Source organism: Vreelandella jeotgali Hwa, from assembly GCF_000334215.1.
Lineage (GTDB): Bacteria > Pseudomonadota > Gammaproteobacteria > Pseudomonadales > Halomonadaceae > Vreelandella > Vreelandella jeotgali.
The window spans coordinates 1-23,102 of the sequence record NZ_AMQY01000021.1 but is presented as its reverse complement, the minus strand read 5'-3'; the positions used below and the strand labels follow the sequence as shown (position 1 = coordinate 23,102).

Sequence of the window (23,102 nt, the reverse complement as noted above, 5' to 3'; positions counted from 1 at the left end):
TATCACTCATCAATGCAGCCAGGATTTCGTATGCCGAACCGAATCCCGCCGGACATCTTTTCGTTCATCGCCGTGATGGTGGTGAGCGCCGTCAGCGGCATCGTATCCATCATCCATCGGATTACAAATGGCCATCCGGCTTCGCTTTTGTGGGTGGTCGGAGAAATTATGGCAGCCGTTCTTGCGGGCTATCTGGCGTCGCAGACCTACCCCTTCTTGACCGACAAGCTGCCGGAGTTCGTCCGGCCCATCGTGTTCGTGTCGATCTGCGCGTACAGCGGCGGCCGGTTGATGGAGACGGCGGAAAGGGTGTTCTACAGCAAGCTGCCGGGAGGCTACCAATGAGTTTCGACGACGTGTTTGAGCGCCTGCTGGGCAACGAAGGCGGCTTCCAGAACGACCGCGAGGACCGGGGCAACTGGACCACCGGGGTAGTGGGCCAGGGCCAGCTCAAGGGCACCCGCTACGGGATCAGTGCCATGAGTTACCCGGACGAGGATATTCGGGGGCTGTCGAAGGACCGTGCGAAGTTTCTCTACCGCCGTGACTTCTGGGACCGCATCGGCGCGGACAAGCTCCACACGGCCATTGGCTATCAGCTGATGGACGCCGCCATCAATCACGGCACCGGCAATGCCATTCGGATGCTCCAGCGCGGCGTCGATGTGGCCGACGACGGCAGCTTTGGCCCGGCAACTCGCCAGGCGGTGCAGGAGCGGGGCGTGGACGACACGCTCAAGCTGTTCAACGCCGAGCGGATCATGTTTTTCACGAAGATCAGCACCTTTGGCCGCTACGGCAAGGGCTGGATGCGCCGGGTGGCCCAGAACCTGCGTTACGCGGCCGACGACTACAACGCCCCCTGGTACGGACAGGTGAACTATGCGGCTTGAGATCAACAGTTTTGGGGGCATGGTTCCTCTGGTCAAGGACCTTGCGCTATCCGACAAGTTCGGCTCTTATGCGTGCAACGTCCGCTTTGACAAGGGCGTACTGTCGCCCGGTAGCTTCAAGCTGAAGGATGCGCCCGACTACCCGTACAGCAAGACGAGCGGCACGGGCATCAGGTCGGTTGCCAAGTTGTTCGAGGACGGTACTCGGCTGGGGCTTTCCGAGCCCGAAGGGTCCGAGGCGTTTCCATCCCCGCTTGAGGTGACGGACAAATGGGGGCGCGTCTATTTCATGTCGGGCAGCGGCCCGTCGTTTTCCACGACCGACAACTATTCGCCTGGCCAGCTCAACATCAATCCGATCAGCTATCGCTTGGGTGTTGAGCCGCCGGACGATGCGCCCCGTGCGGACGTTACCAGTTCGGCGGCCAGCACGTCCGCCAGCGGTGGCGGCGATGAAGGCGGCGGTGACTCCGGCGGTGATGGTTCCGGTGACGGCTCTGGAGATGGCGGCGACGGCTCCGGTGACGATACGGCCGAGGATGAGGGCGGCGACGCCGACGAGGTGGACGTGGCCTACATCTACGCATTTGTCGACAAGTACGGCCATGAAGGGCCGCCCAGCCCGCCGTCTGATCCGGTAACCGTGTTCTACGACGTGGATTTTTCGGTGGCTTTGCGATTCCCTAGCCAGCATCCTCACGGCGGCAACTACACTGGTGGCTTACGCCGTGTTTACCGAGCTTCCTACGATGGTTCGTCCAGCGCCTGGCAGTTTTTGATCGACATTCCCATCACCGAGAAGGCCCACAGCGACTCGTTGCCTGTTGGCGAGGAAGGCGAGCAGCTTGTCAGTGAGGACTGGAACCCGGCGCCGAGAGCGATGCGCAGCCTTTGTCTTGTGGCGTCGTCATTTGCGGCCGGCATGCTGGAGCACCATTTGCGGTTTTCCGAGCTGAAGTTGCCGCACGCCTGGCCCGAGGAGTACAGCTTCCCGCTCAAATACAGTCCGGTGAAGCTGTTGCCGATGAACAATGGGCTGCTTGTGCTGACGTCTGGCCGTCCTTATTGGGCGGAGGGCACTGACCCGGGCTCTGCCATTCCTCGGGAATTACCGATCAACGCCCCGTGCTTATCACCGGAATCCGTTGTGGATGTCGATGGTGTGGCCATGTATATGTCACCGGACGGCATCATCGCGGTGTCCCAGGCCCAGGGGCAGTTGGTTTCGGCGTCGTTCATTGACCGCGCCGGTGTCGCTGATCTGGTCGACGAGGGCTGCACGGCGTTTTCCGTCGAAGGGCGCTATGTGTTCTCCACTGCGGACGGTCGATGGATGTCATTCACAACTGACGGCGGCTTCGTCGAACACAAGATGGGGTACTCGCCCGGTGACTTCAGGAGCGTGACGTTCAGCGTTCGGGACAACCGGCACTATTTCGCGTTTCGCAACGGGCAGATTCGTACAGTGGACCTGTCTTCCAACAGTGATTCCGCCGAGTGGGTCTCCAAGGTGTTCCATTCAACGCCGGTCAGTTTTTCCGCCATGCGGCTTGAGGCGGACAGCTACCCGGTTCCGGTCGAAGTGATCGCCAGCTCCCCGGGCCAGGACGACCAGACGTTCGAGTTTGAAGTCGGCGACGCTTATATCCACCGGCTCCCCTGCATGTTTGGCACGCACTGGAAGTTGAGGGTCAAGGTGCCGGACGACAACCACGTTCACCGGGCCGTCATGGCTCAGTCCGGTCTGGAGAGTGCCTGATGGGTCGAACTCGCGTATACCATACCCGCATACCACAGCTGACCACCCAGAACGACATCAAGGAGGCGCTTGAAGTCCGGTTGGGCCGTCGTGGTGACCCGATGGATAGGGCGGTGACACTTCGTGATCTGGTCGATTCGGACCTCGACATCAGGGCGTTTCGCAAGGGGGCGACTTACGAGCTGGGCAAGGACGAGAAACCTGATGGCACGGTCATCCCGGACAAGCCGATGGGGTTCATTGCTCAGCCCCAGTTTGGCGGCATTAACCTGTTGTGGGACCTGTCCAGCAAGCACTTCAAGATGGCCTACGCTGAGATATACCGCGGCACCAAGGCTGACGGCAGTGATCGATCGCTTCTGGCCACGTCCAAAGGGTCGACGTTTTTCGACGTCCTCGATGAGAAGGACGAGACGACCTACTACTACTGGGTCCGGTTTCACTCCGTTACTGACCACGTCGGTCCGTTGACGGGGCCCGAGGAGGCTAGTGTCCTGCCGCTGGTATCCGACGTTATTGACCGGATCGAGGGCGAGATTACCGAGACGGAGCTGTCCGACGAACTCAATACCCGCATTGACGTTATTGAGCGCGATATAACCGACCTGGACACAGGGCTGTACGAGGAGATCGAGGAGCGCAAGACAGCCGACGAGCAAATGATCGAGAAGGTCGATAAGCAGGTGGCCAACCTTGAGGGGTCTATTTCGTCGGTTACTCGCAGGGTCAATACTGAGGTCGAACGCATCGATGGGCGTATAACGTCGACGGCTAGTGCAGTGGACACTGTTCAATCGAATCTTGAGAGCGGTTTGTCGTCAGTTCGTAGGGACATGAACACTCGTGCCGAGACGGTAGATGGCAAGTTTCGAGGTGTGGCCAATGATATAAACGAGGTCCAGACCAAGTCCAAGAAGAACATCGCTGCCGTAAAACGGGAGATGACGACCGAGATTGACGAGGTGGATGACACCGTCAAGTCCATGTATACGCTGCGGGTGCAGTCGGGAGATAAAATTTCCGGCTTTGGTTTGTCAAATGACGGGAGTCAGTCGGACTTTGCTGTTATTGCCGATCGTTTTGCCATTGTCCATAACTACGGTAGTACCAAAACCTCGCCGTTTTTTGTAGAGCGCGGCACCGTTTACATGAAAACGGCCATGATCAAGGATGCAACGATCCAGGAGGGTCAGCTTGGGCCTATATCCATTGGCAAGTTGGAGGACAGTAGTGGCAGACCGATCACGACTGTCGCCGGCAAGATCAGGGCTAATGCTGTGGATACGGATAACTTGCACGTTGCCGAAGCGGCGAAGTTTTCCGGTGATGTGAAGTCCCGGAGTTTCAGGAACGGTAGTCGTGGTTGGGCCTTGTGGCAAAACGGTGATTTTCAGGCGAATAACGCCAAGCTCAACAACATGACAGCCAGCGGTGTGATTAAAGGGTCTTCCATTAAGGGGTCGACCATAGAGGGGTCGCTTTTTTCCGGCTCGTCATTCGTTTCCCCGACGGAAGCCGGGAGACCGTATCTTGGCACCGCGTCCTTGTTGCAATGGGACGACAGGTTTTCTTCGTACGGCAATACCTACTCGGACTGGGTCGATATTCGCAGCTACGACTATCGTGACACTAACCACTACCGTCGTTTCCGTCGTCGAAAAATTGACGGCAGGGTCGATGTTTCTTTGCAAAAACCCTACGACAAAGTTGCGATCAAGGTTTATGACGGGTATAGCAAGATTGTTGATACCGGCATATTTGAAGGCAACGAAACTGGTTCCGGTTACGGGTGGTCAGCGTCTTCCGGGCACAGTACCTACGAATCCTGTACGGATACTTGTGCTGGCCAGCAGTGCAGCACGCACCATTCTGAACCGCACATGAACTTTGTGATAGACGGGCTCCCGTACTCGGGCAATAGCAGGCTCAGGTTTCAGGTGTATACACAACACCGGGGGAGCGTCAGTGCTTCGGTTTACGCTAAAAACGACTATTGAGGTGTCGGCTTGTATAGCAGGGTTTTGTATCCGGGTGAGATTGATCCCCCGACTACTATAATGGTGTCGGGGTCCTTGTATTCGGCCCAGGTGTCACAGGCAGCGGGTGCTTTGGCGGAGGGCGTTCGGTCCAGGGGTTATAGCTGCACCGTTTGTTGCCCCGGGGTCTCTCGTACGTTTTCCCGAGCGGACCAGCAGGGGAACTACGAGGACTTCGACACGACGTTCGATGTCACCATTGTTGATATGGGGCAGTATCTGGGCGGCACCGGATTCCGGCAGGGCGGTCTGCCCGATCTAGCGTTTGACCGCTGTGTATTTTTCACGCCGGTAGCCGAGCCGGCTATTGCGTTTTCCGAGCCGATGGACTTTGAGCTTGAGCAGCGCAGGAGCGTCAGCGTCAGGCTGCAAGCCAACCTTGGCATCAACACCCATCTCGCGGCGCCCAGCCTGCTTCGTCAGGCGGGGTCCCAGCAGATGCTGTCGGCGTCGTCGAATGAAGTGCTTTACTACCTCGAAAACGGTGAGCCCGTCCCCCAATCGCTTGTTGATGAAAGGGCCCTCTTTCATGGGCAGATGGGGAGCGACAGGGTGCCTCAGCTGGAGCGAACTCTATGGTAGCCTGGATTGCGCCTGACGTTTTACGGAACCCGTCGCTTGCTCGGTTCAAGGGCCAGCAGGACTTCGAGGCGCTCAGCGCCATTGGCTCTTTTCTGGGCGGCCTGGCGGTGGATCAGTCCGGTGTCCTGCAATGGCCGTTCCCTGTCGAGCCGCTTCTGGACCAGTCCGAGGGGCCGGTTGAACGCCTGTCGATTTCCGAGTGCATGGATGCCCGGGCCCGGCAGGTGCTGGCTCAGGCAGACGGTCAAGTGGCCGTTCAGTGTGCCAGCGACATTGACTCGGTTGCCGTTGCGGCTGCGCTGGTGAAGCACGCCGAGGCTCCTGGTGATGTGGTTGTTCGGTACACGACGTCCAGCTATAAACGGTATCCCGAGTTCTACGACACCATTCTTCCGAACCTTGGGGTATCGCTCGAAGATCGGACGGGCAACGATCTTGTCGGCTCATCAGCCACGCCGTATTGCGATGGCCGGTGCGGCGACGATTTTCAGGCGGCCTATGAGCGTTCCACGCTTGCCGGCATGCGTGACATTATCGAGGGCGGTTCCGTCCAGGATGCCATCGAGGCTGTTGCGTTGCGTGGGGGCAGCAACCCGCGTTCCGTGGCCCTTGCAGAGGAAGGAATGCGTCGATGGGCTGACGCTGTTCCGTTCCATGTCGATAGCCCCTGGGCGTTTTTCGTCGCGCTGTTCCGGTTTTGCCATACCCAGCACGACTCGGTTCTGGGCATCATGATGGAGCCGGATACCCGGGGCGCGTTTCAGGCCAGGGTGCCGTTTTTTGATTCGCCGGTTTTTACTCGGGCTTCGGCGGAGGTTGCTTGTCGAGGGCCTGTTTTCACGGAAAGCGAACAGGCGCTTGAGCTGAGACAGTACGCGCTGGATGTGTTCGGTGATGAGGCGTGGTTTGAACGCGAGCGCCCGATTGTCACGTACTATGTTTACAACTCGGGCAGGATAAAGTCGCACTGTCTCGATGCCAGCGGCGAGGCGCACAGCTATCGCTCGTTTTTTGAAGTCGCTATCGGGGCGGCGTTCGATTGGGTGTCATGATCCAGGGCGTCTGAAGCATCACCGACCATTGAGCCCGCCGCATCCGCGGCTTCCAGCAGCGATTCCCGGCTGAGGTGACTGTACCGCTCGGTCGTGGTGATCTGCGTGTGCCCCAGAATCTGCTGTACTTCATAGATGGACCGGCCGTTGTTGATCAGGAAACTGGCGAAGCTGTGGCGAAGGTCATGGATACGGACGTCTTCCAGGCCGGCACGGCGACGGGCCGTGTTCCACGACGCGTAGATGAACTCGTACGGTTTGCGCGTTTGGGGGTTCGGGAATATCCACGGGCAGCCCTCGTACCTGGGCACCTGGTCAAGCATCCTCAATGCGGCGTTGGATAGCGGCACGAACCGCGTCTTGCCCGACTTGTTGCGCTCGATCCGCCACAGCCGCATGCTCCTATCAATATCCTTCCATTGCGCGTGGGTGACTTCGCTTTTGCGTGCGCCGGTCAGCAACAGCATCATCACGATGTATTTGACCGTGGGCGCATCCGACTGATCCAGCGCCTTGAGCAGTCGCTGGGCCTCCTCGTTGGTGAGGTAGCGTTCGCGCTTGTTGTTCATCGGGAACGACTCGATCTTGTTGGTCGGGTTCCTGTTGACGCCGTGCGCTTCCCACTTGATCGCGCAGTTGTAGATGAAGCGGACCAGTATCAGGATTCGATTGGTCGAGGACGGCTTGTGCGCCCGGCGATGTTTCGAGATCAGATTGACGATGTCGCCACGCGCCACTTCATCCATGTGCAACCGGCCGATGGCCGGCAGTATGTGGTTACGCAGCATGCTTTCATCGGATTTCCAGCTGCGCTTGTAGCTTTGGGCATAGGGCATGTAGTGCGTGTTGACGAACTCCTCGAACCGCGGCACATCTCGAAGCGCCGCCTGTTCCTCGAACGGGTCTTCGCCCAGGGCGATACGCCCCTTCAGCTGATTGGCACGCGTCCGCATTTCGGTCAGCTTGACCGTTTTGGCATCGGCGAGGCGACGCTGGACCCATTTGGTCCGATAGTTGCGATAGCGAAGGTGGAACGAGCGCTTGTTGGCCCGCACTTCCAGGCAGAGTCCCGGGCACTCGGTATCGTAGTAATTTTCGCGCTGCTTGCCGGTCGGCAGGGGAGCGCTGTTGACGAATTTCTGCGTCAGGTTTTTTCGTGGCATGATGGTTGTCTCAATGTTCCCATGAGTGTTCAGGAAGAATCCTAAATGATTCAAAATGAAAAATACAACCGTGAAAGTGTCGAGCCGCTTACCCATACCGAACGGTCGGGCCTTGTCATCCGCTCATTGCGCAACTTTTTTGGCATGAGCCAGGGGGCACTGGCCGAGGCTTCCGGGGTGTCGCGTCCGACGATCAGTCGACTGGAAAAGCTACAGGCAAACCGATCGATTCGCACGTCAACGCTCGATGACGTTATGCAGGTCTTTTTCGACAGGGGTGTGGAACTACACGTTTTGCACAACGACGTCAAAATAGTGTTGCCCGAAGCGTCAATGCTGGATGCCGCCGATGCGATTAAATACCACCCGAAATAAGTGACGCGTGTTTTACAATTTCATGACGAATATAGTGCGCCAAGTCGCTGAAAATAAAGGTGTATCAGTATAGAGAATAAATATGTCAATCGCAGCTCGTTTGACAGTTTGATGACAGCACCAAGGAAGGCAGTAAACATGGAGAGAAAAGTCAGCAGAAACAATCATCTGGGAGACAGGGAATAACGCAGTCTCACTGCGGGTGTCGAAGTCGCTGAAGGCACCGCTGACGACGACACGTTTGAAGCAGCGCTGGGAACTCTCGATAGCTTTGACCGCGTTGATGGTGGCGAAGGTACCGATACGCTGAAGTCACAAGTGGACGCTAACGGCAATTCTTCTGTGACGCTTGACCCCATCGTGTCCAATGTAGAGAACTTCTACTTTTTGGCGGCTGATTCAGACGCGTCCGACACCAACACGCTTACTGCTGAAATGAAAGACGTTACCAGCGTTGAGCAGGTTTGGGCTGACCGTATGCAAGCCAACTTGACTGCTGACAATGTCGAAAATGCGGCAGTAGCAGGTGTCATCAATGGCGGTAAAAACGGTAACAGCTCTCCTGTTACTGGTCAGCCGTACACGTTCACCATGAACTACCAAGACGATGCCCTCGACGATGCCGACTACACCCAAGCAGTAGCATTGGATAATGCGAACGCGCAGCTGGCTGTTGAAGCAAATAACACTTCCGGCCCGGACGACACTATTACTGGTCTGGAGCTGGACCTGACAGGTGACAACAAGGTTGTGCTCGCGGGTACTGACCTGAATGCAGCAGCCTTGACGACTGTCACCACGACAGGCTCTGGCAGCATTGACCTCGACATGACCAGCAACGCAGCCGCTAATCACGACATCACGTTAGGTGACGGCGATGATACGCTGCGCATTGACGGTACGAACCTGGATGCGCAAGACGCCATTGACTTGGGCGCAGGTGAGAACGCTCTGCTGCTGGGTAGCATTGCCGATGAGTCAAACTTGAACGCTCTGACACTGGATGGTGTTAGTAACTATCAAGCGCTTGGCTTCACCGACGATCTGGCAATCGGCGGCGGCTCTGCCGGTACTGATGCAAATCTTGATATCGGTTCTCTTGACGAACTGACATTCGAGGGCGCTGTTGATGCAAACGCATCTGGCAGCGCAGGACTGAACGTCACGACAGCAGCATCCGAGCTGACGATCAACACGGAAGGTGCTGTAGGTGGCACTGCTGCACCCAACTTGTCCGTAAGCGAAGGCGTCTCCTCTCTCGTTCTTAACGCTGAAGATGCTGTTACGCTGGATGATGTGTCCAACGAGGCCACACCCGATAACGATACGCTCGAATCCCTGACGCTCAATGACGTCAGTGAAGACGGCGATGTCGCATACGACGTTGACCTTGGTGTTGGTGAGGACGTAGCTGGTCTGTCGACGATTGTTCTCGATGGCCAAGCTGAAACGAACTACACCATCAATGCAGCAGCGGCTAACTTCGGCTCTGAGGTCACCATCCAGCTGAACGATGCCGGCATCGACGGCGTCGGCTCTACTGATGCACTCGACTACAGCAACGCAACCAACACCGTTCGTGAAACCTTCCAGTTCACTGGCGAGAACATCGGCGATGTTACTATTGGAAGCTTTGATGTAGGTGAGTCTGGTGGTGCGGACCGTCTGGACTTCAGCCAATTTGAAGGTGTCGACAGCTTGCAGGATGTTGCTGTCACCCTGAGCGGCGGCGGCAGCAATGTTGAGATCACTGCAACGGCAGATCAGTTTGATGGGACCATTGAGCTGACTGGCGTGGATAATGTTACAGCTGTCGAAGACAACGCTTTCGACTTCGCCTAAGCACCCAGTGCTTACCCATACGGCCTGACCGTATGACCAATAAAGGGGCGCTCCGGCGCCCCTTTTTTATTGTTTGCCGTGCCTGCCGACCCTCACCGCATGGACGACAGGCCCCGCGAGACACCGCCCGTCTCGCTGACTGATATATCGGGAACGCCATGACTGCTGCCACCAGCCCCGGGCGAGAGGCACTGGACGCCTTTGCCGACTCGCTGACTCCGCTCACCACACCGCAGCTGCTGCAAAAGGGCCGCGAGCTGCTGAAGGCAAAACGCCTGCACGAAGCCGCCGCACTTTACTTTACCCTGATTAACCATGACCCCCATTGCATGCCCGGCTACCTGCACTTGATGCGCCTGCTCAAAAAGGCCCGCCGCCCGGACGCCGTGGAACAGATCCTCCGAAGGGGCCTGACGGCCCTGCCCGACGAACCCCTGCTGTGGAAAGCCCTGGTCAACCACGCCCTCAAAAACCGCTCCGGCGGGAAGGCACGCCAGGGCCTGCAACAGCTCGACCGCCTGGAGCCGGGCACATCATCCACGCTGGGACTCCACGCCCAATTCGAGCTGGCCCAGGGCCACCTCCAGCAGGCACTCCCCCTGATCCGCCGGGCCGTGGAACAGCGGGCAGCAACACCGCCTCCCGCAAAGGACGTCGACCCGTCCGAGCCCTTCGACATCGAGGCCAACACCCGGACCCTCTGGACCACGCTTGCTGCCCTGCACAAGGCCGGCGTGCATGCCTTCCCGTGCTTCGGCACGCTGCTGGGACTGGAACGCGACGGCCACCTCATGCCCCACGACAAGGACATGGACCTGGGATTGCCGCATAACGAAATGAACGCCGCCATCGTCGTCATGCAGGAAGCCGGCTGGACGGAGACCCCCAGAACGTACCCCGGCATCAACCCCCGCGCCTTCTCCCGCGACGGAATAGTGATCGACCTGTTCGGCTTTATCCACGACGCCGAGGCCAATGTCGCCTACACCGGCATCTGGATGAAAGGCGTCCCGTTTCACGACAACCTGGTCCATCGCTTTGCCCCCATCCACCTGCATACCCAGCGCAGTGAAGCCGGGCTCTACTGGCAACTACAGGACCCCCACGCCTTCCTGGCCGCGCACTACGGCCCGTGGCAACAGCTCGACACCGCCTTTGCCAGCTTCGCCGAAGACCGCAACGCCACCGGCATGACGCCCCTGCGGGAATACTTCGTCTGGACACGCGTGCTCAAGGATTGGAACGCCGACAAGATTCCGCTGCTGCAACGCTACCTGGCCAGCATGCGAGAGTGGCAGCCGGATGACCCGCTGTTGCCCCGGCTTGCTCGCCACCTCGACGCCGATACGGCATCGGAAGGCACATGACCCGTGTTCTGACCTACGGCACCTTCGACGTACTGCACGCCGGCCACATCCACCTGCTGCAACGGGCTCGGGCCCTGGGCGATCATCTCACTGTTGGCCTGTCCACCGACGCTTTCAACCAGCAGAAGCACAAGGAAGCGCTGTTGCCCTTTGAACAGCGCCACACCGTGCTGAGCGCCATCCGCCACGTCGATGCGGTGATAGCCGAACACCACTGGGAACAAAAAATCCGCGATATCCGCGACCATGCCATTGATATTTTTGTCATGGGCGACGACTGGCAGGGCGAGTTTGACTGCCTGCGACCGCACTGCGACGTGGTATACCTGCCGCGCACCCCGGCGATATCCTCCACGTCCCTGCGCACCCACCTGACACAAGGAGCCGATGATGTTCCGCCAACCGCACATCCTCCAGCACCAGGCGCATAGCGACCTGCGCCTGTTACCCACTGCCGATTACCGCTTTGCCGGCGGCGAGCTGTTCATGCCCGTGGTCTACACGGAAATGGCCGACGTGGCCCGTGAATATCCGCTGGTGTTCCTGAAAGATCGCGCCTTGCCGGTGGCCCTGATGGGCATCGAGGACGGCGTGAACGCCTACGTCGATGACGATGGTCAATGGCTCGCCACCTACGTCCCGGGCCGCGTGCGGGCCTACCCGTTTGCTTTAACGGCGATGAAGGAAAAGCCCGACCAAATGGCCATTGCCTTCGACACCGAGGCGGAGCAGTTGACCCGCGATGAAGGCCAACCGCTGTTCACCTCGGACGGCAAGCCGGGGACCGCGCTGCAAGGACGAATCGACCTGCTCCAACAGATGCAGCAGCAGGAAGCTCGCACCGCGCAGATGGTCAAGACCCTGCGAGAGGTCGGCATCCTCGTGGAACGCGCGATCCGTGTTAAGCGTCACGACGGCGAAGTCGGCCAACTGACCGGCGTGGAAGCCGTGGACGAGAAGATGCTCAACAACCTGTCATTGGACACTTTCGGTGAGCTGCGTGACCAGGGACTATTGCCGCTGATCTATGCCCACCTGCTGAGCATGGCGAACCTTCGCCACGGCGCGATTGCCGGGAAATACCCGCAGCTGGCCCAGAGTCAAAGTGGCCAGACGCCGACCAACCTGGACGAAATGTTCGGGGAAGGGGATGACGACGAACTAACATTCGATTTTGATTGAGGAATGCGTGCAGTGACGAATTGGGGGCGTAGAGAGCCCCGTTTTTAGCCACGATACCGGCCATGAAGGTTATCCATCGCATGACGGCGATAGGGCTCCTGAAATGCCCCGAGAAGCGTGTTTTTCAGCGGATATGAGCGATGTGGTATGATGGAGGCAACGTACAGGAGCACGCATGGCCACCAATCACCACGACACCGGATACAAAGAGCTCTTCAGTCACCCCGAGTTGGTGGAGCAGCTGGTCGACGGCTTTGCGCCGAGCGAGATTGCCGCGTTGATGGATTTCTCCACGCTTGAGCAGCACAACGGCCACTACATTACGCCGCTCTACGAAGAGAAAATCGAGGACGTGGTCTGGTCGGTGGACGCGACATGGGAAGGCGTCACCCAGCGGGTCTACCTGTATATCCTGCTGGAGTTCCAATCATCAGTGGATCAGCGCATGCCACTGCGGATGATGCACTACGTTGCCAGCTTCCATGATCACCTGATCAAAAACGGCGTCACCACGGCAAGGAAGGGGCTTCCGCCGGTATTTCCGATCGTGCTCTATAACGGCAACCAGCCCTGGACGGCGGTAGAAGACGTCTATCAGATGGTACGCCCCAAGCCGCCGGGCTTTCTGCGCGCTTACCAGCCACATTTGCGCTATTATCTGGTAGAAGAACGCAGCTATAGCGACGAAGAGCTGGCCGAACGTAATAGCCCGTTGAGCGGTGTGTTCGGGGTAGAAAACGCCAAGGCAGGCTACGAGGCACTACAAAGCGCCGTTGATCGTATGCTGGCGAGTATTCAGGCACACCCGCACAAGGAACGCATGGATGAAATCATCACCCGCTGGTTTAAGCGACATTTGAAATGGCTGGGTACCGATGTCGGCGCGGATAAGTTGAGCAGTTTGATGGAGGATCGAGATATGTTGGCAGACAATCTGGAAAGCTGGGCCAAGCGGGAGCGTCAGGAAGGCGTTAATGAAGGCGTGCAGCAGGGTCGAGTTGATAGCCTGCGCAGCCTGATCACCTTGAAGTTTAATGGCGTGCCAGACTGGGCCGAGCAGCGTATTGATGCCGCCAGTAATGATCAGCTGAAGAAATGGACAGAAAATATCCTGAAGGCTGATAGCCTGGAAGCCGTGTTCAAGGACTGATCGGCCCTCTTTAAGCGATCTATAACGAGCCATGTCCCTTGGGTGGGTGAGGTGGACCCAATCAGTTGGACAGCTTGAAGGCGCCCTTAAGCTCTGATCCGGCTGTATTCCCGGCTCAAGCTGCCAGGGTCGTGACCTGTTGGTAGTGCACCTGATTCGGCGTGTGGTAATCAAGGCTCTGATGATACCGAGTCCGGTTGTAATGCCGAAAATATCGGCTGAGCGCCTGCTTCAAGTGATGGCCGTCCTCGAAGGCCGTGAGGTAGACGCATTCGTACTTGACGCTACGCCAGAGCCGTTCCACGAAAATATTGTCATGGTAGCAGCCCTTGCCGTCCATGCTGATACGGATGCCATGCTCCTTGAGCACACCGGTGAAGGCATCGCTGGTGAATTGAACGCCCTGGTCGGTGTTGAAGATCTCCGGCGTTCCGTGGCGTTGTAGCGCTTCCTCAAGCGCGTCAATACAGAAGTCCGTGTCCATGGTGTTGGAGACCCGCCAGGACAGCACCTTGCGGCTGTACCAGTCGATGATGGCGACCAGATACATGAAGCCCCGAGCCAGCGGAAGATAGGTAATATCCGTTGCCCACACCTGGTTGGGCCGATCTATCCTGAGGCCTTTCAGCAGATATGGATGGATCCTGTGCCCATCGCCCGGGATGCTGGTTCTCGGGCGCGGATACACCGCCTGAATCCCCATGATGCGCATCAGGCGCTGCACCCGCTTCCGATTCACCCGGTAGCCCTGGTGCTGCAGGTGAACCCGCATCTTGCGAGAGCCATAGTACGGCGTTTCCAGGTGCTGTTGATCCAGCCGGTACATCATGTCGAGATCCTCCTGACGCGGCGCACGCGGGATGTAATACACCGAGGAGCGACTCAGCTTGAGCAGCTCACATTGGCGTGAAGTGCTGACCTGGGGGTGGCCACGCTCGATCATCGTCAATCGGTGTTGACGGCTTACTGATCGAGCTTGCGCGATAAAAAATCGCGTTCCACCGTCAGTCGGCCTATCTCGCGGTAAAGCTCGTCGCTGCTTGGCTCGTTGGACGGTTTTTTCGTCTTTTTCCCGCCCTCGAAGAGGTCGGTCGCGTTTTCCAGCAGCTCCCGCTTCCATGTACTCACCATGGTGGGGTGAACCTGAAAGCGAGCGGCTATTTCAGACGTGGTCTGCTCGCCCTTGAGGGCGGCCAGAGCGACTTTTGACTTGAACGATGCGCTGTAATGATTACGTTTTTTGCTCATGATTTGTCTCCTCATGGAGATGGTGAATCAGAGCTTGGGCACCTGTCCAAATTTTGGGGTCCACTTCAGCCACTACACTGCTTCGTTCAATTGAGTTGAGCTCTTACGGGAAAACCGGCGATCAACACCTGACCCGTAGGAAGCACCCAAAAACCGAGTGTAAACGCAGACCTTCAGCGCGAAGGCTCCGCCAGTACCGGTACGGCAAGGAGGTCACGAGGTGTCATGCCGTCTTGCGGCATGCAGTAACGCAGGGATGCTATGATGCCCGCGGCGGTGCTTGACAGCAAAACGGGATGACAGTCATGCAAAAAAGTAGCGGGAGATTCCCGAGCGCGAGATGGCGCTCGAGCTGGGTGTTGGCGTGTGTGGTAACGACGGCGGTAGTAGCCGCCTGGTGGCGCGCAACACCGGTGTTGTTTTTTAGCGGGCGGAGTGCGCTGATCGACTGGAACTATACCCAGCTTCTTTTTACTTACGCCGAGGGCTTTGTCAAGCGTGGATTGTTGGGCACGATGTTGTCGGCTTTTCCCGGCGCTTTGTCTTACTTTGAGGCCGGCGTGGTGTCTTATCTGCTGCTGGGTGTGCTGGCCGCTACCATGGTGGTGTTTTGGGTGCGTATTTGGCACCGGCAGGACAGGCGGCTGGGCATGCTACTGATGCTGATGGTGGCGCTGGCCTCACCGGCAACGATTGGGCATTTTGCACTGGATGTAGGCCGGAGCGATGTCGTGGTGTATACCCTGGCCATCTGCCTGTTGCTGGCATTGAGCCGCCAGCGGATGCTTGGCCGTGGGCTGGCAGCTGCGCTGGTACTGGGGGGTAACGCGACGGCGATACTGATCCACGAGGCGGCGTTTTTCATGATCATGCCGATAACGCTGATGGCCTGGCATTACCGAGACTCGGCAAGACCGGCGGTGTGGGCGCAAGGGGCGGTATTGGCGGCGCTGGTGGGGCTAACCTACTGGGTGTCTACTCACGGTGCCTACGAGGCCCGACCGCTGGCCGCGCACCTGGCCGATATGCAGGCCATGCACGGCGAGCATGTGACCAAAGGCTCGCTTAGCGTGGTGCACCGCACCGGCATTGAAGAAAACATTCAGCGCACCCTGGAAGAAGGCTTTAATCGCCGGCGTCTGGTGCACCATTTGGCGCTGGCGCTATTGCTGCTGCCGTTTGGCGGTTTAAGCCTGAAGGTGCTGGCGGCAGTGCGCGGGGAGCTTTCGCCCAGGGCGTGGCTGTGGCTGGTATCGGCGCTGTCGCCGCTGGCGCTGTACCCGCTGGGGCACGATCATTTTCGCTGGTGGGCGCTGGTGCTAACTAACCTGATGCTGGTGTTTGGCCTTTTGTGTTATCTCAAACCTACGCTTTGCCTCAAGGCCGCTGCCTGCCTGGAGGCAAAGCGGCGCTGGGCGCTTGGCGTGGTGGCTTTGGGGCTCATTAGCGGCCCGCTGGGCGTGGTGACAAGCTTTGATATCACGCCAGCGCTGGTCGCAAGGTTAAGCGGTGCGCTGGCGTTTTTTGCCGGCTAACGGCGGGGCGAATAGCCGTCAGGCCTACTCAAACACGCCGCTAAAGCCGGGGGTCCGTTTCATCTCCAGGTAGGAGCGCACGGCATCCTCGGTAAAGCTGTAGCGCAGGGTGCGAATAAAGTCATCGAGGGGGATACTGCCGTCTTTTTTCACCAGGTACAGATGCTCGTGCCGGGTGTAGTAGCGCACTGCAAAAACGCGGTAGGCCTCGGGGTGTTGCTCAAGGTGTTTGAGTACCGCCAGCGGGGCGCGCTGCACGCCGTAGCTGACGTCTTGCCAGCGTAGAGGGTGGCGGGCACCTGCCAGCGCCTGTGCGGGGGTTAGCTCGCATACGTCTTGTGTGCAGACGTCTTCGTAGCCGGCCATGGCGGCGGTATGGGTAAAGATCAGGTCGGGGTCGAGCCGTTCCAGGTAGTCCGGCGAGGGCTTGTGAATGGCGGTTTCCGGCGTGTTGAGCCCGACCAGGTCGTATTTTTTGCCCTTGGCCCAGTAGGCAAAGCGCCCGGCTTCGGTGAGGGCGATGGTGGTGTCTGCGCTCAGGTATTCATTGAGATAGTAGGAAAAATAGTAAATGTACTGATTGCCCTGAAGCGCACGGATAATGCCGGCGGCGCTGTGCGCCTGGCCGCCGGCAAACACCAGCGCGAGCGCGGCAGCGCCGGCTTGCAGCAGCCGGCGGGGCCTGGCAGCCAGCTGCCGCAGGCCGGCGATGGCGGCGGGCAGCAGGGCCGCCCAGAGCATCAGCACCACGGTGGCCGGCGCCTGAAAACGAAACGCGGCGTTTTGGCTTTGGGTGGCAAACAAAAAGGCGGCTAGCAGCGCTGCCGCCGGCAAGGCGGCGGTTAGCATGCGCCGCCGCCCGGCGTTTAGCGCGAGCCCCGCCAGCGCGAGCACGGCCAGCAGCCGGTTGGCCCATAGCCAGTCCAGGTGCGGTGACAGCCCCGGCAGCGTGGTGACTGAGGTGCTTTTGACGTAAAGCGGCAGCGGCAGCAGGTGGCCAAAGTAGGCGTAGCGCCAGCAAAAGTAAGCGATGCCTACGGCGGCGCTTGCCAGCGCGGCGGTCAGGTAGGGTTTGAGCATGCGCTGGTGCCAGGCAAGGTACAGGCCAACGAGCGTGGCGGTCACGCCCATGAGTACGCCGTCCGGGCGCAGCAGCCCCAGCGTAATCCCCAGCACCGGTACCCAGGGCAGCCCGCGCCGGGGGCGGGTGTACAGCAGATAAAACGTGGCGGCGACAAAAGCGCCGTAAAACGCCGTGCTAAAGCCGGCCAGCGAGGCCTGGGCCACCTGGGAGCAGAGCGCCACGGCCACCAGCACGGCGTTGGCCAGGTACCACCCGCGCCCGTGACATGCCGGTGCCAGCAGCCGCCCGGCGAGAAAGACGATTCCCCCCAGTCCCAGGCCGTTGAACAGGCCGGCGGCGACGGCTACGTCCAGCCCCAGATAGTGGGCGCCGGCCAGCAGTGCCATCCAGAGGAAGTCCGTCGCGCCTTCGGCCGGCGGGCCACCGGGGAAGTAGGCGATGCCGTTGCCCTGGGCCAGACTCTCGGCGTAGATGTAGAGAATATAGGCGTCTTCGTGTAGGTGGCCGCTCAGCAGCAGGTACCCCGTAGCGGCAAGGTAGAGAACCAGCGTGACCGCCGGAAATAGCAGCGCGCGGGGTGTCAGGGCGTGGGGCATGGGAAGGCTGTGTGTAGTTGACTGGCGCATATTACGGTGTCGTATGGGGAATTCGCTGCCAGCGGGGGCCTTGGCGAAGCATCAGGCCGGTATCCACGTGCTGCAGCATAGGGATATCGCCGCGGGTGTCGCCGTAGGCGTAGGTAGTAGGCGGCGCGGTGGCGGCGATAAGCGGGGCGATGCGGCGGACTTTTTCGGCGCCGTGGCAGTTGCGCCCGGCAAGTTTGCCGGTGGCGCGGCCTGCGGCGTCGGCTGCCAGTGAGCTGCACACCACGCGAGAGAAGCCGGCCTGGCGTGCCCAGGCATTGAGGTAGACGTCCAGCGAGGCGCTGACCAGCACGCACTCATGCCCCTGAGCCTGATGCCAGCGCAGCTTGGCCATGCCGTGTTCGCGCAGCATGTCGGGAAGAACTTCATTGCTGAAGCGCTGGCCCAGCGCTTGAAGCTCGGCCATGGCGTAGCCGGCAAGGTAACGCTTGAGCACCATGGGCTTGGCCACGTCGTTGCGCAGCAGGCCGGCGAGGTAAGCGCCCAGCACCGGGCTCAACAAGGCGAGTTTGGCGTAGTAAGCCGGCGTTCCGACGACAAAGCGGAGAAACGGCATCAGCGTATCGCCTTGTGTCAGCGTGCCGTCAAAGTCGAAAAAGGCCATGGGGTGCTGTGCAGGTGCTTCCCGGCTCATAGCGACATGCGCTTGAACAGCGCCTCGGGAATGTGCTTGATAATCAGCATGATGGGGCGCCAGAACCACGGCAGGTAAACGACGTTTGCGCCCTTGTGCATGGCGCGCACAATGCCCTGGGCGACCCGTTCGGGAGTGGCCCACAGCGGCCCGCCCTTGTTCAGGCCGGCGGTCATGGGGGTGTCGACAAAGCCTGGCTTGATGGTCACTACGGCCACGTTGGCGCCGGCCAGGCGGTTGCGTAGCCCCTGCAGGAATATCGCCACCATGCCCTTGGCCGCGCCGTACACGTAGTTGCTTTGGCGGCCGCGGTCGCCGGCTACCGAGCCGATCACCGCGATCACGCCGTGCTGCTGCTGTTCCAGGCGGTTGGCCAGGTGGGTCAGCAGGCTGATCACGCTGAGCGCGTTGGTGTTAATTTGCTCCAGCGCGGTGTTGGCATCGGCGCTGCAGGCTTGCTGGTCGGGCAGGGTGCCGTGTGCGATCAGCACCGCGTCGATGCCGCCCAGGTGCTGCTCGGCGGCGTCGATCAGCTCGGCATGCCGGGCGCTGTCGGTCAGATCGGCGCAGCTGCCGTCTATGCGCTGGGCGCTGCCGGCTCTGACGTTAAGGTCGTCGAGCAGGGCGTCGAGCTTTTGCGGCTGGCGGCCCACGCAGTAAAGCGAGGCGCCCTGGGCGACCAGCCGGCGGGCGACCTGTTCGGCAATCGCCGAGGTGGCGCCCAGCAGCACGACGCGCCGCAGCGGGCGTTTGGCGGGGCGCAAGGAGAAAAGGCTCATGGAGTGACTCGCTGCCAGAAACGGGAAGAAAAACCGGGATCAATAAACTCGCTGAAGGCTTCCCACTGAGGAAAGCCGGACTGAAACAGCGCTGCTGGCATGCGGGCATCCTTGGCCGGATACAGCGCACCGCCTGCCTGGCTGACGATGGTGTCCAGGTCGGCCAGCAGGCTTTGCGTGGCGCGGCCGCGGTTGGGAAAGTCCAGCGCCAGAGTGGTGCCCGGGCGGGCAAAGGATAGCATTCCCGCCGCCGGTGCGTGGCCAAAGGTTTTGAGCACGGCCAAAAACGAGCCTTGCCGGCGTCGCGCAATGGCGTTCAGCAGCTCGGCGGTGGCGCTTTCGGCCGCCTCGGGAGGGATGACGCACTGGTATTGATAAAACCCGCGCCGGCCGTAAATCCGGTTCCAGTGCTGGATGGCGTCCAGCGGGTAAAAAAACGGCACGTAGTGGCTGAGCGTGCCCGCCGGGTGGGTCGGCTGGCGGTAATACAGCGCATTGAAGGCCCGCAGGCTGATGCCGTTAACCAGCGAAAAAGGCGGGTCGATGGGCATGCGTTTGCGGCTTTCCTTGAAGTTTGGCAGCCGCGCCTGGGCGGGGGCGTGCTGGCCGGCCATGAGAATGCCGCGCCCCTGGGCGCTGCCGCGGGCCAAACAGTCAATCCAGGCCACGGTGTAGGGCCAGTTGGCCTCTGCCTCGCGGTTCAGCGGCCAGAAGGCGTCCAGGTTCGTAAAGCGCCAAGAGGCCATATTCAGCCAGGGGTTGTGGATGGGCATCAGCTGTAGCTCTACCTGCTGAATCAGGCCGGTAAGCCCCAGCCCGCCGACGGTAGCGGCAAACCAGCCGCCGGGGTCGCTTGGGCCGCAGTGAATAACGCTGCCGTCGCTGCGCCACAGGGTAAGGTGGCGTACGTGGTGGCCAAAGCTTCCCGCTACGTGGTGGTTTTTACCGTGCACGTCGTTGGCCACGGCACCGCCCACGGTGGCCCAGCGCGTGCCCGGCGTACAGGGCAAAAACCAGCCCTGAGGCACGGTGAGGGCCAGCACGTCGGCCAGGGTGGCGCCGGCTTCGCAGCGTAAAATGCCGCGCTCGGGGTCAAATTCAATAAAGCGGTCCAGCCCCCGAGTTAACAGCAGGGTGCCGTGTTCGGTGAGGCAGACATCGCCATAGCTGCGGCCGTTGCCGTGGGCCAGCAGCGGGCGCGGTAGGCGGTCAGGCACGCCGGCACCGCGCTGGGTTAGCGCGTAGGTGGCGTTTGGTGTGACCTTGGGCAGCCGGTTCCAGGAAAGCGGGGTCATGGCGTGGTCTCCGTGGTGGCTGTGTCGTGGCGGCTGCGCATCAGGCAGCAAAGCCCCAGCGCTACGGCAAACCAGAGAGTCGCCAGGCGAATAAACACCGTGGCGGCCACGGCGGTGGGCGTGGCCATGCCGCTAACTACCAGTAGCGATACCATGACCGCCTCGGCGCTGCCCAGCCCCCCGGGGAGAAAGCTTAGCGCCCCCGCAAGCATGGCCAGCGCATAGACAAAGCAGGCGAAAGCCAGGCTGACGTCCGCCCCCAGCCAGCCTAGTATCCAGTAAAAGGCCAGCGCTTCGGCGCTCCAGGCAGCCAGGCTGAGTAAGCTGGCAAGCACGAGTAAGTGTGGGCGGTGGCAGCGCCGAGCGCGCAGCAGTATGTCGGCCAGCTGCGCGAGCAGGCCGGCGAGTTTGCCGCGGCGGGCCGTGGCGTAGCGGTATACCGCCGAGAGCAGCCCGCGGCTGGAAATACACGCCAGCGCCACGACGATGCCCAGCCCGCCTGCGAGTATCAGCGCGTGTGCCTCGGGGTAGTGGGCCAGCCCGAATAATGTAAGCAACACAACTGCCACCAGGTCGGACAGGCGCTCGCTGATAAAGGCGGCAAAGGTTGCCGGGTAGGGCACGCCGTGGGGTTTGAGCAGTACGCCGCGAAACGCTTCGCCGGCCTTGCCGGGGGTGGTGGTCAGCGCAAAGCCGCTGAGATAAATGCGCAGGCTGGTGGGCCAGGCAACGGCGTGCCCCAGCTGCGTCAAGTAGAGCTGCCAGCGCACAAAGCGCAGCCCGTAGTTCACAAGCGAAAGTGCCAGCGCCAGTAGAGTGCCCGCTATGCCCACCTGCACAAAAGCACGGGCCACTTCTTGCCAGCCGCCCCAAAGCGAAGCGGCCAGATAGCCGGCCATGGCGACGCTGATGGACATGATCAGCGCGCGTAGCTGCCAGGCCTTGAGCGATCGCTGGGTCATGTCAGCACCCAGAGGGTAGAGGCCAGCCAGGCGCCGAGGGTTATCAGCAGGTGCGGGTCTTGCATCAGATCTCTGGCGGTGTCGTTGCCCTTGGCGCGGCGATGCAGCAGGAACACGTAGCGGAAAATGCCGTAGAGCACAAAGGGTAGCGTGTAGATCAGGTTATCGCTGCCGTGGACGGCCACGGCCTGTGCTGACACCGTATACAGCCCGTAGGTAAGAATGGTGCAGGCGGCGGTGACGGCAATAAACTGTTCCAGCATGGCGGGGCTGTAGTCATCCAGTACGCGCCGGGTCAGGTTGCGGTCGGCGTGGGTGTTCTCCAGGACTAAAAGCTCGGCGCGGCGTTTGGCAAAGCCCAAAAACAGCGTCACCATCAGCCCGCAGAGCAGTAGCCAGGCAGAAGGCTCGATACCCAGCCCGGCGGTGCCGGCGAGTATGCGCAGCATAAAGCCGCCGGAAATCAAAAATACGTCAAGAATCACCACGTGTTTGAGCCGCCAGGAGTAAAACACGTTGAGCACAAGGTAGGCGGCGACGCACAGCGCCACGTTGGGGCTGACCAGCAGCGATACCCCAAGCGACAGCAACGCCAGCCCCGTCAGCAGCCGCTTGGCAAAGTTGGGGGAGATGGCACTGCTGGGCAGCGGCCGGTGGCGTTTGACGGGATGTTCACGGTCCGCCGCGACGTCCAAGAGGTCGTTCAAAACGTAAACGGCGCTTGCCATGCAGCTAAAGGCGATAAAGACCAGCAGCGCTTGGCCCAGCGTTATCAGGCTCCACTGGTGGGCAAACAGAGGGCCCAGGAACACAAAGCCGTTTTTGAGATATTGGTGGGGGCGCATCAGCTGGATGACATGCCGCATCATAAGGCGCTTCCGGTACTGGTCAACGTGGGCGTAAAGAAGTTGAATTCTACGGTAATTGTGCCTGAAATGCCCGCGCATACCGGCGGTAGGGTATTCGGTCGGCGTCAGGCTGGTAGTATGATGCCTTTCTCGTTTCACTTGATAAATGAAGAGAGCGACATGCCTCAATGGATTGCTTTGTCTCCCCGTCAGCACGGACATATGTGCCAGCTTCCCCGAGACGGCTATCATTTTGCCGCAGGCCAAACCGTAGCCGCCGTGCTGCTGGCGAATCTTCACGCCTGCTGCCGCTCGCGAGCTTGCGATAGCTCGCGGGCCGCTACTCGGTGGGGCTGAGGGTACTGATTAAGTGGCTATGGTGCCCCTGGGTCGCTATCTTGAGATTATCGCTACCGATATCGCCAGAAGCTGTCACTTTCACGCAATAACATCTGGTCGCAGCGCTTTGGGAGGCGTTGTGGTAGCCAGTGGTTGCGCGATTCAATGCTGTGACTGTACGGCTTATGAGTTGATGTAAAATATTGGGCAGGGTACTGTGTCGCAAAAAATACCCATTTGTGTGACAAAATGCTGCGTTGTGGTACGGGTCCCCTTGCTGGCCGCACACTGGTTGTTGTTGTTATTTCGGAAACGACGGCTTCTCCCGCCCCC

The 23,102-nt window shown here is 60.0% G+C and carries 21 protein-coding genes; 13 read left to right on the top strand and 8 right to left on the bottom strand.

Going from position 1 to position 23,102, the window contains the following annotated elements:
* Positions 1 to 30: 30 nt before the first annotated feature.
* The 6 genes from C793_RS0109815 to C793_RS0109790 all read left to right on the top strand — a co-directional run bounded on the left by C793_RS0109815 (position 31) and on the right by C793_RS0109790 (position 6,322).
* A complete protein-coding gene (locus C793_RS0109815; RefSeq protein WP_017430773.1) occupies positions 31 to 345 on the top strand; it encodes a hypothetical protein in 315 nt (104 codons plus the stop codon).
* Positions 342 to 893: a glycoside hydrolase family 108 protein gene (locus C793_RS0109810; RefSeq protein WP_017430772.1), complete on the top strand. Its 552-nt coding sequence runs from the start codon at positions 342 to 344 to the stop codon at positions 891 to 893. The genes C793_RS0109815 and C793_RS0109810 overlap by 4 nt, the downstream gene beginning before the upstream one ends.
* Positions 883 to 2,652 carry a hypothetical protein gene (locus tag C793_RS0109805; RefSeq protein ID WP_017430771.1) on the top strand — a complete coding sequence of 590 codons (1,770 nt, stop codon included), beginning with the start codon at positions 883 to 885 and terminating at the stop codon, positions 2,650 to 2,652. The genes C793_RS0109810 and C793_RS0109805 overlap by 11 nt, the downstream gene beginning before the upstream one ends.
* The gene (locus C793_RS0109800) at positions 2,652 to 4,649 is read left to right on the top strand and encodes a phage tail tip fiber protein (protein ID WP_017430770.1); all 1,998 of its coding nucleotides are present in this window, start codon (positions 2,652 to 2,654) and stop codon (positions 4,647 to 4,649) included. Before C793_RS0109805 ends, C793_RS0109800 begins: the two co-directional genes overlap by 1 nt.
* Before the next feature lie 246 nt (positions 4,650 to 4,895).
* A complete protein-coding gene (locus tag C793_RS0109795; protein ID WP_156805023.1) occupies positions 4,896 to 5,270 on the top strand; it encodes a hypothetical protein in 375 nt (124 codons plus the stop codon).
* Between the two features lie 107 nt (positions 5,271 to 5,377).
* On the top strand, positions 5,378 to 6,322 hold the full coding sequence (locus C793_RS0109790) for a hypothetical protein (protein ID WP_156805021.1): 945 nt from the start codon (positions 5,378 to 5,380) through the stop codon (positions 6,320 to 6,322).
* On the opposite strand, the gene C793_RS13770 is transcribed toward C793_RS0109790, so the two are convergent.
* On the bottom strand, positions 6,268 to 7,485 hold the full coding sequence (locus tag C793_RS13770; RefSeq protein WP_017430767.1) for a tyrosine-type recombinase/integrase: 1,218 nt from the start codon (positions 7,483 to 7,485) through the stop codon (positions 6,268 to 6,270). The two genes, C793_RS0109790 and C793_RS13770, sit on opposite strands and share 55 nt — an antisense overlap.
* Before the next feature lie 45 nt (positions 7,486 to 7,530).
* Here C793_RS13770 and C793_RS0109780 point away from each other — a divergent pair, with 45 nt between their 5' ends.
* The 6 genes from C793_RS0109780 to C793_RS0109755 all read left to right on the top strand — a co-directional run bounded on the left by C793_RS0109780 (position 7,531) and on the right by C793_RS0109755 (position 13,401).
* Complete coding sequence (locus tag C793_RS0109780; protein WP_017430766.1) at positions 7,531 to 7,860, top strand: helix-turn-helix domain-containing protein; 330 nt, start codon at positions 7,531 to 7,533, stop codon at positions 7,858 to 7,860.
* A gap of 318 nt (positions 7,861 to 8,178) precedes the next feature.
* On the top strand, positions 8,179 to 9,702 hold the full coding sequence (locus C793_RS0109775; protein ID WP_169330551.1) for a hypothetical protein: 1,524 nt from the start codon (positions 8,179 to 8,181) through the stop codon (positions 9,700 to 9,702).
* Positions 9,703 to 9,860: 158 nt separating this feature from the next.
* The gene (locus C793_RS14490) at positions 9,861 to 11,069 is read left to right on the top strand and encodes a tetratricopeptide repeat protein (protein ID WP_017430764.1); all 1,209 of its coding nucleotides are present in this window, start codon (positions 9,861 to 9,863) and stop codon (positions 11,067 to 11,069) included.
* Positions 11,066 to 11,500 (top strand): adenylyltransferase/cytidyltransferase family protein, encoded by a 435-nt coding sequence (locus tag C793_RS0109765; RefSeq protein WP_017430763.1) that lies wholly within the window; start codon positions 11,066 to 11,068, stop codon positions 11,498 to 11,500. The genes C793_RS14490 and C793_RS0109765 overlap by 4 nt, the downstream gene beginning before the upstream one ends.
* Positions 11,460 to 12,251, top strand: coding sequence for a SapC family protein (locus tag C793_RS0109760; protein ID WP_017430762.1), 792 nt, complete (start codon positions 11,460 to 11,462; stop codon positions 12,249 to 12,251). The genes C793_RS0109765 and C793_RS0109760 overlap by 41 nt, the downstream gene beginning before the upstream one ends.
* A 175-nt stretch (positions 12,252 to 12,426) precedes the next feature.
* Positions 12,427 to 13,401, top strand: a complete 975-nt coding sequence (locus tag C793_RS0109755) for an Rpn family recombination-promoting nuclease/putative transposase (protein ID WP_017430761.1) — start codon at positions 12,427 to 12,429, stop codon at positions 13,399 to 13,401.
* A gap of 115 nt (positions 13,402 to 13,516) precedes the next feature.
* Here C793_RS0109755 and C793_RS0109750 read toward each other — a convergent pair.
* A protein-coding gene (locus tag C793_RS0109750) for an IS3 family transposase (protein WP_371827780.1) occupies positions 13,517 to 14,649 on the bottom strand; the annotation gives its coding sequence in 2 pieces (ribosomal slippage) (positions 13,517 to 14,367 and positions 14,367 to 14,649; 1,134 coding nt in all).
* 560 nt (positions 14,650 to 15,209) lie between these two features.
* Here C793_RS0109750 and C793_RS0109740 point away from each other — a divergent pair.
* Positions 15,210 to 16,184: a hypothetical protein gene (locus tag C793_RS0109740; RefSeq protein ID WP_169330550.1), complete on the top strand. Its 975-nt coding sequence runs from the start codon at positions 15,210 to 15,212 to the stop codon at positions 16,182 to 16,184.
* A gap of 24 nt (positions 16,185 to 16,208) precedes the next feature.
* Here the strand turns inward: C793_RS0109740 and C793_RS0109735 are convergent, their stop codons facing one another.
* The 6 genes from C793_RS0109735 to C793_RS0109710 are packed head-to-tail and all read right to left on the bottom strand — an operon-like array spanning position 16,209 to position 22,451.
* On the bottom strand, positions 16,209 to 17,894 hold the full coding sequence (locus C793_RS0109735; protein ID WP_169330549.1) for a DUF8728 domain-containing protein: 1,686 nt from the start codon (positions 17,892 to 17,894) through the stop codon (positions 16,209 to 16,211).
* A 1-nt stretch (position 17,895) separates the two neighbouring features.
* Positions 17,896 to 18,546, bottom strand: a complete 651-nt coding sequence (locus tag C793_RS0109730) for an HAD family hydrolase (protein ID WP_156805017.1) — start codon at positions 18,544 to 18,546, stop codon at positions 17,896 to 17,898.
* Complete coding sequence (locus C793_RS0109725; RefSeq protein ID WP_017430755.1) at positions 18,543 to 19,325, bottom strand: SDR family oxidoreductase; 783 nt, start codon at positions 19,323 to 19,325, stop codon at positions 18,543 to 18,545. The genes C793_RS0109730 and C793_RS0109725 overlap by 4 nt, the downstream gene beginning before the upstream one ends.
* Entirely contained in the window at positions 19,322 to 20,620 is a 1,299-nt protein-coding gene (locus C793_RS0109720; RefSeq protein ID WP_017430754.1) for an FAD-binding oxidoreductase, read from the bottom strand. Before C793_RS0109720 ends, C793_RS0109725 begins: the two co-directional genes overlap by 4 nt.
* A complete protein-coding gene (locus C793_RS0109715) occupies positions 20,617 to 21,582 on the bottom strand; it encodes a lysylphosphatidylglycerol synthase transmembrane domain-containing protein (RefSeq protein ID WP_017430753.1) in 966 nt (321 codons plus the stop codon). The genes C793_RS0109720 and C793_RS0109715 overlap by 4 nt, the downstream gene beginning before the upstream one ends.
* On the bottom strand, positions 21,579 to 22,451 hold the full coding sequence (locus C793_RS0109710; protein WP_017430752.1) for a decaprenyl-phosphate phosphoribosyltransferase: 873 nt from the start codon (positions 22,449 to 22,451) through the stop codon (positions 21,579 to 21,581). The genes C793_RS0109715 and C793_RS0109710 overlap by 4 nt, the downstream gene beginning before the upstream one ends.
* Positions 22,452 to 23,102 lie beyond the last annotated feature (651 nt).

Excerpts from the sequence above, each read along its gene's own strand:
- C793_RS0109730 (WP_156805017.1), bottom strand. The coding sequence starts at position 18,546 with ATGAGCCGGGAAGCACCTGCACAGCACCCCATGGCCTTTTTCGACTTT.
- C793_RS0109810 (WP_017430772.1), top strand. The coding sequence starts at position 342 with ATGAGTTTCGACGACGTGTTTGAGCGCCTGCTGGGCAACGAAGGCGGC.
- C793_RS0109800 (WP_017430770.1), top strand. The coding sequence starts at position 2,652 with ATGGGTCGAACTCGCGTATACCATACCCGCATACCACAGCTGACCACC.
- C793_RS0109755 (WP_017430761.1), top strand. The coding sequence starts at position 12,427 with ATGGCCACCAATCACCACGACACCGGATACAAAGAGCTCTTCAGTCAC.
- C793_RS0109780 (WP_017430766.1), top strand. The coding sequence starts at position 7,531 with ATGATTCAAAATGAAAAATACAACCGTGAAAGTGTCGAGCCGCTTACC.
- C793_RS0109795 (WP_156805023.1), top strand. The coding sequence starts at position 4,896 with ATGGGGCAGTATCTGGGCGGCACCGGATTCCGGCAGGGCGGTCTGCCC.
- C793_RS14490 (WP_017430764.1), top strand. The coding sequence starts at position 9,861 with ATGACTGCTGCCACCAGCCCCGGGCGAGAGGCACTGGACGCCTTTGCC.
- C793_RS0109720 (WP_017430754.1), bottom strand. The coding sequence starts at position 20,620 with ATGACCCCGCTTTCCTGGAACCGGCTGCCCAAGGTCACACCAAACGCC.
- C793_RS0109760 (WP_017430762.1), top strand. The coding sequence starts at position 11,460 with ATGTTCCGCCAACCGCACATCCTCCAGCACCAGGCGCATAGCGACCTG.
- C793_RS13770 (WP_017430767.1), bottom strand. The coding sequence starts at position 7,485 with ATGCCACGAAAAAACCTGACGCAGAAATTCGTCAACAGCGCTCCCCTG.
- C793_RS0109715 (WP_017430753.1), bottom strand. The coding sequence starts at position 21,582 with ATGACCCAGCGATCGCTCAAGGCCTGGCAGCTACGCGCGCTGATCATG.
- C793_RS0109815 (WP_017430773.1), top strand. The coding sequence starts at position 31 with ATGCCGAACCGAATCCCGCCGGACATCTTTTCGTTCATCGCCGTGATG.
- C793_RS0109805 (WP_017430771.1), top strand. The coding sequence starts at position 883 with ATGCGGCTTGAGATCAACAGTTTTGGGGGCATGGTTCCTCTGGTCAAG.
- C793_RS0109725 (WP_017430755.1), bottom strand. The coding sequence starts at position 19,325 with ATGAGCCTTTTCTCCTTGCGCCCCGCCAAACGCCCGCTGCGGCGCGTC.
- C793_RS0109710 (WP_017430752.1), bottom strand. The coding sequence starts at position 22,451 with ATGATGCGGCATGTCATCCAGCTGATGCGCCCCCACCAATATCTCAAA.
- C793_RS0109765 (WP_017430763.1), top strand. The coding sequence starts at position 11,066 with ATGACCCGTGTTCTGACCTACGGCACCTTCGACGTACTGCACGCCGGC.
- C793_RS0109735 (WP_169330549.1), bottom strand. The coding sequence starts at position 17,894 with ATGCGCCAGTCAACTACACACAGCCTTCCCATGCCCCACGCCCTGACA.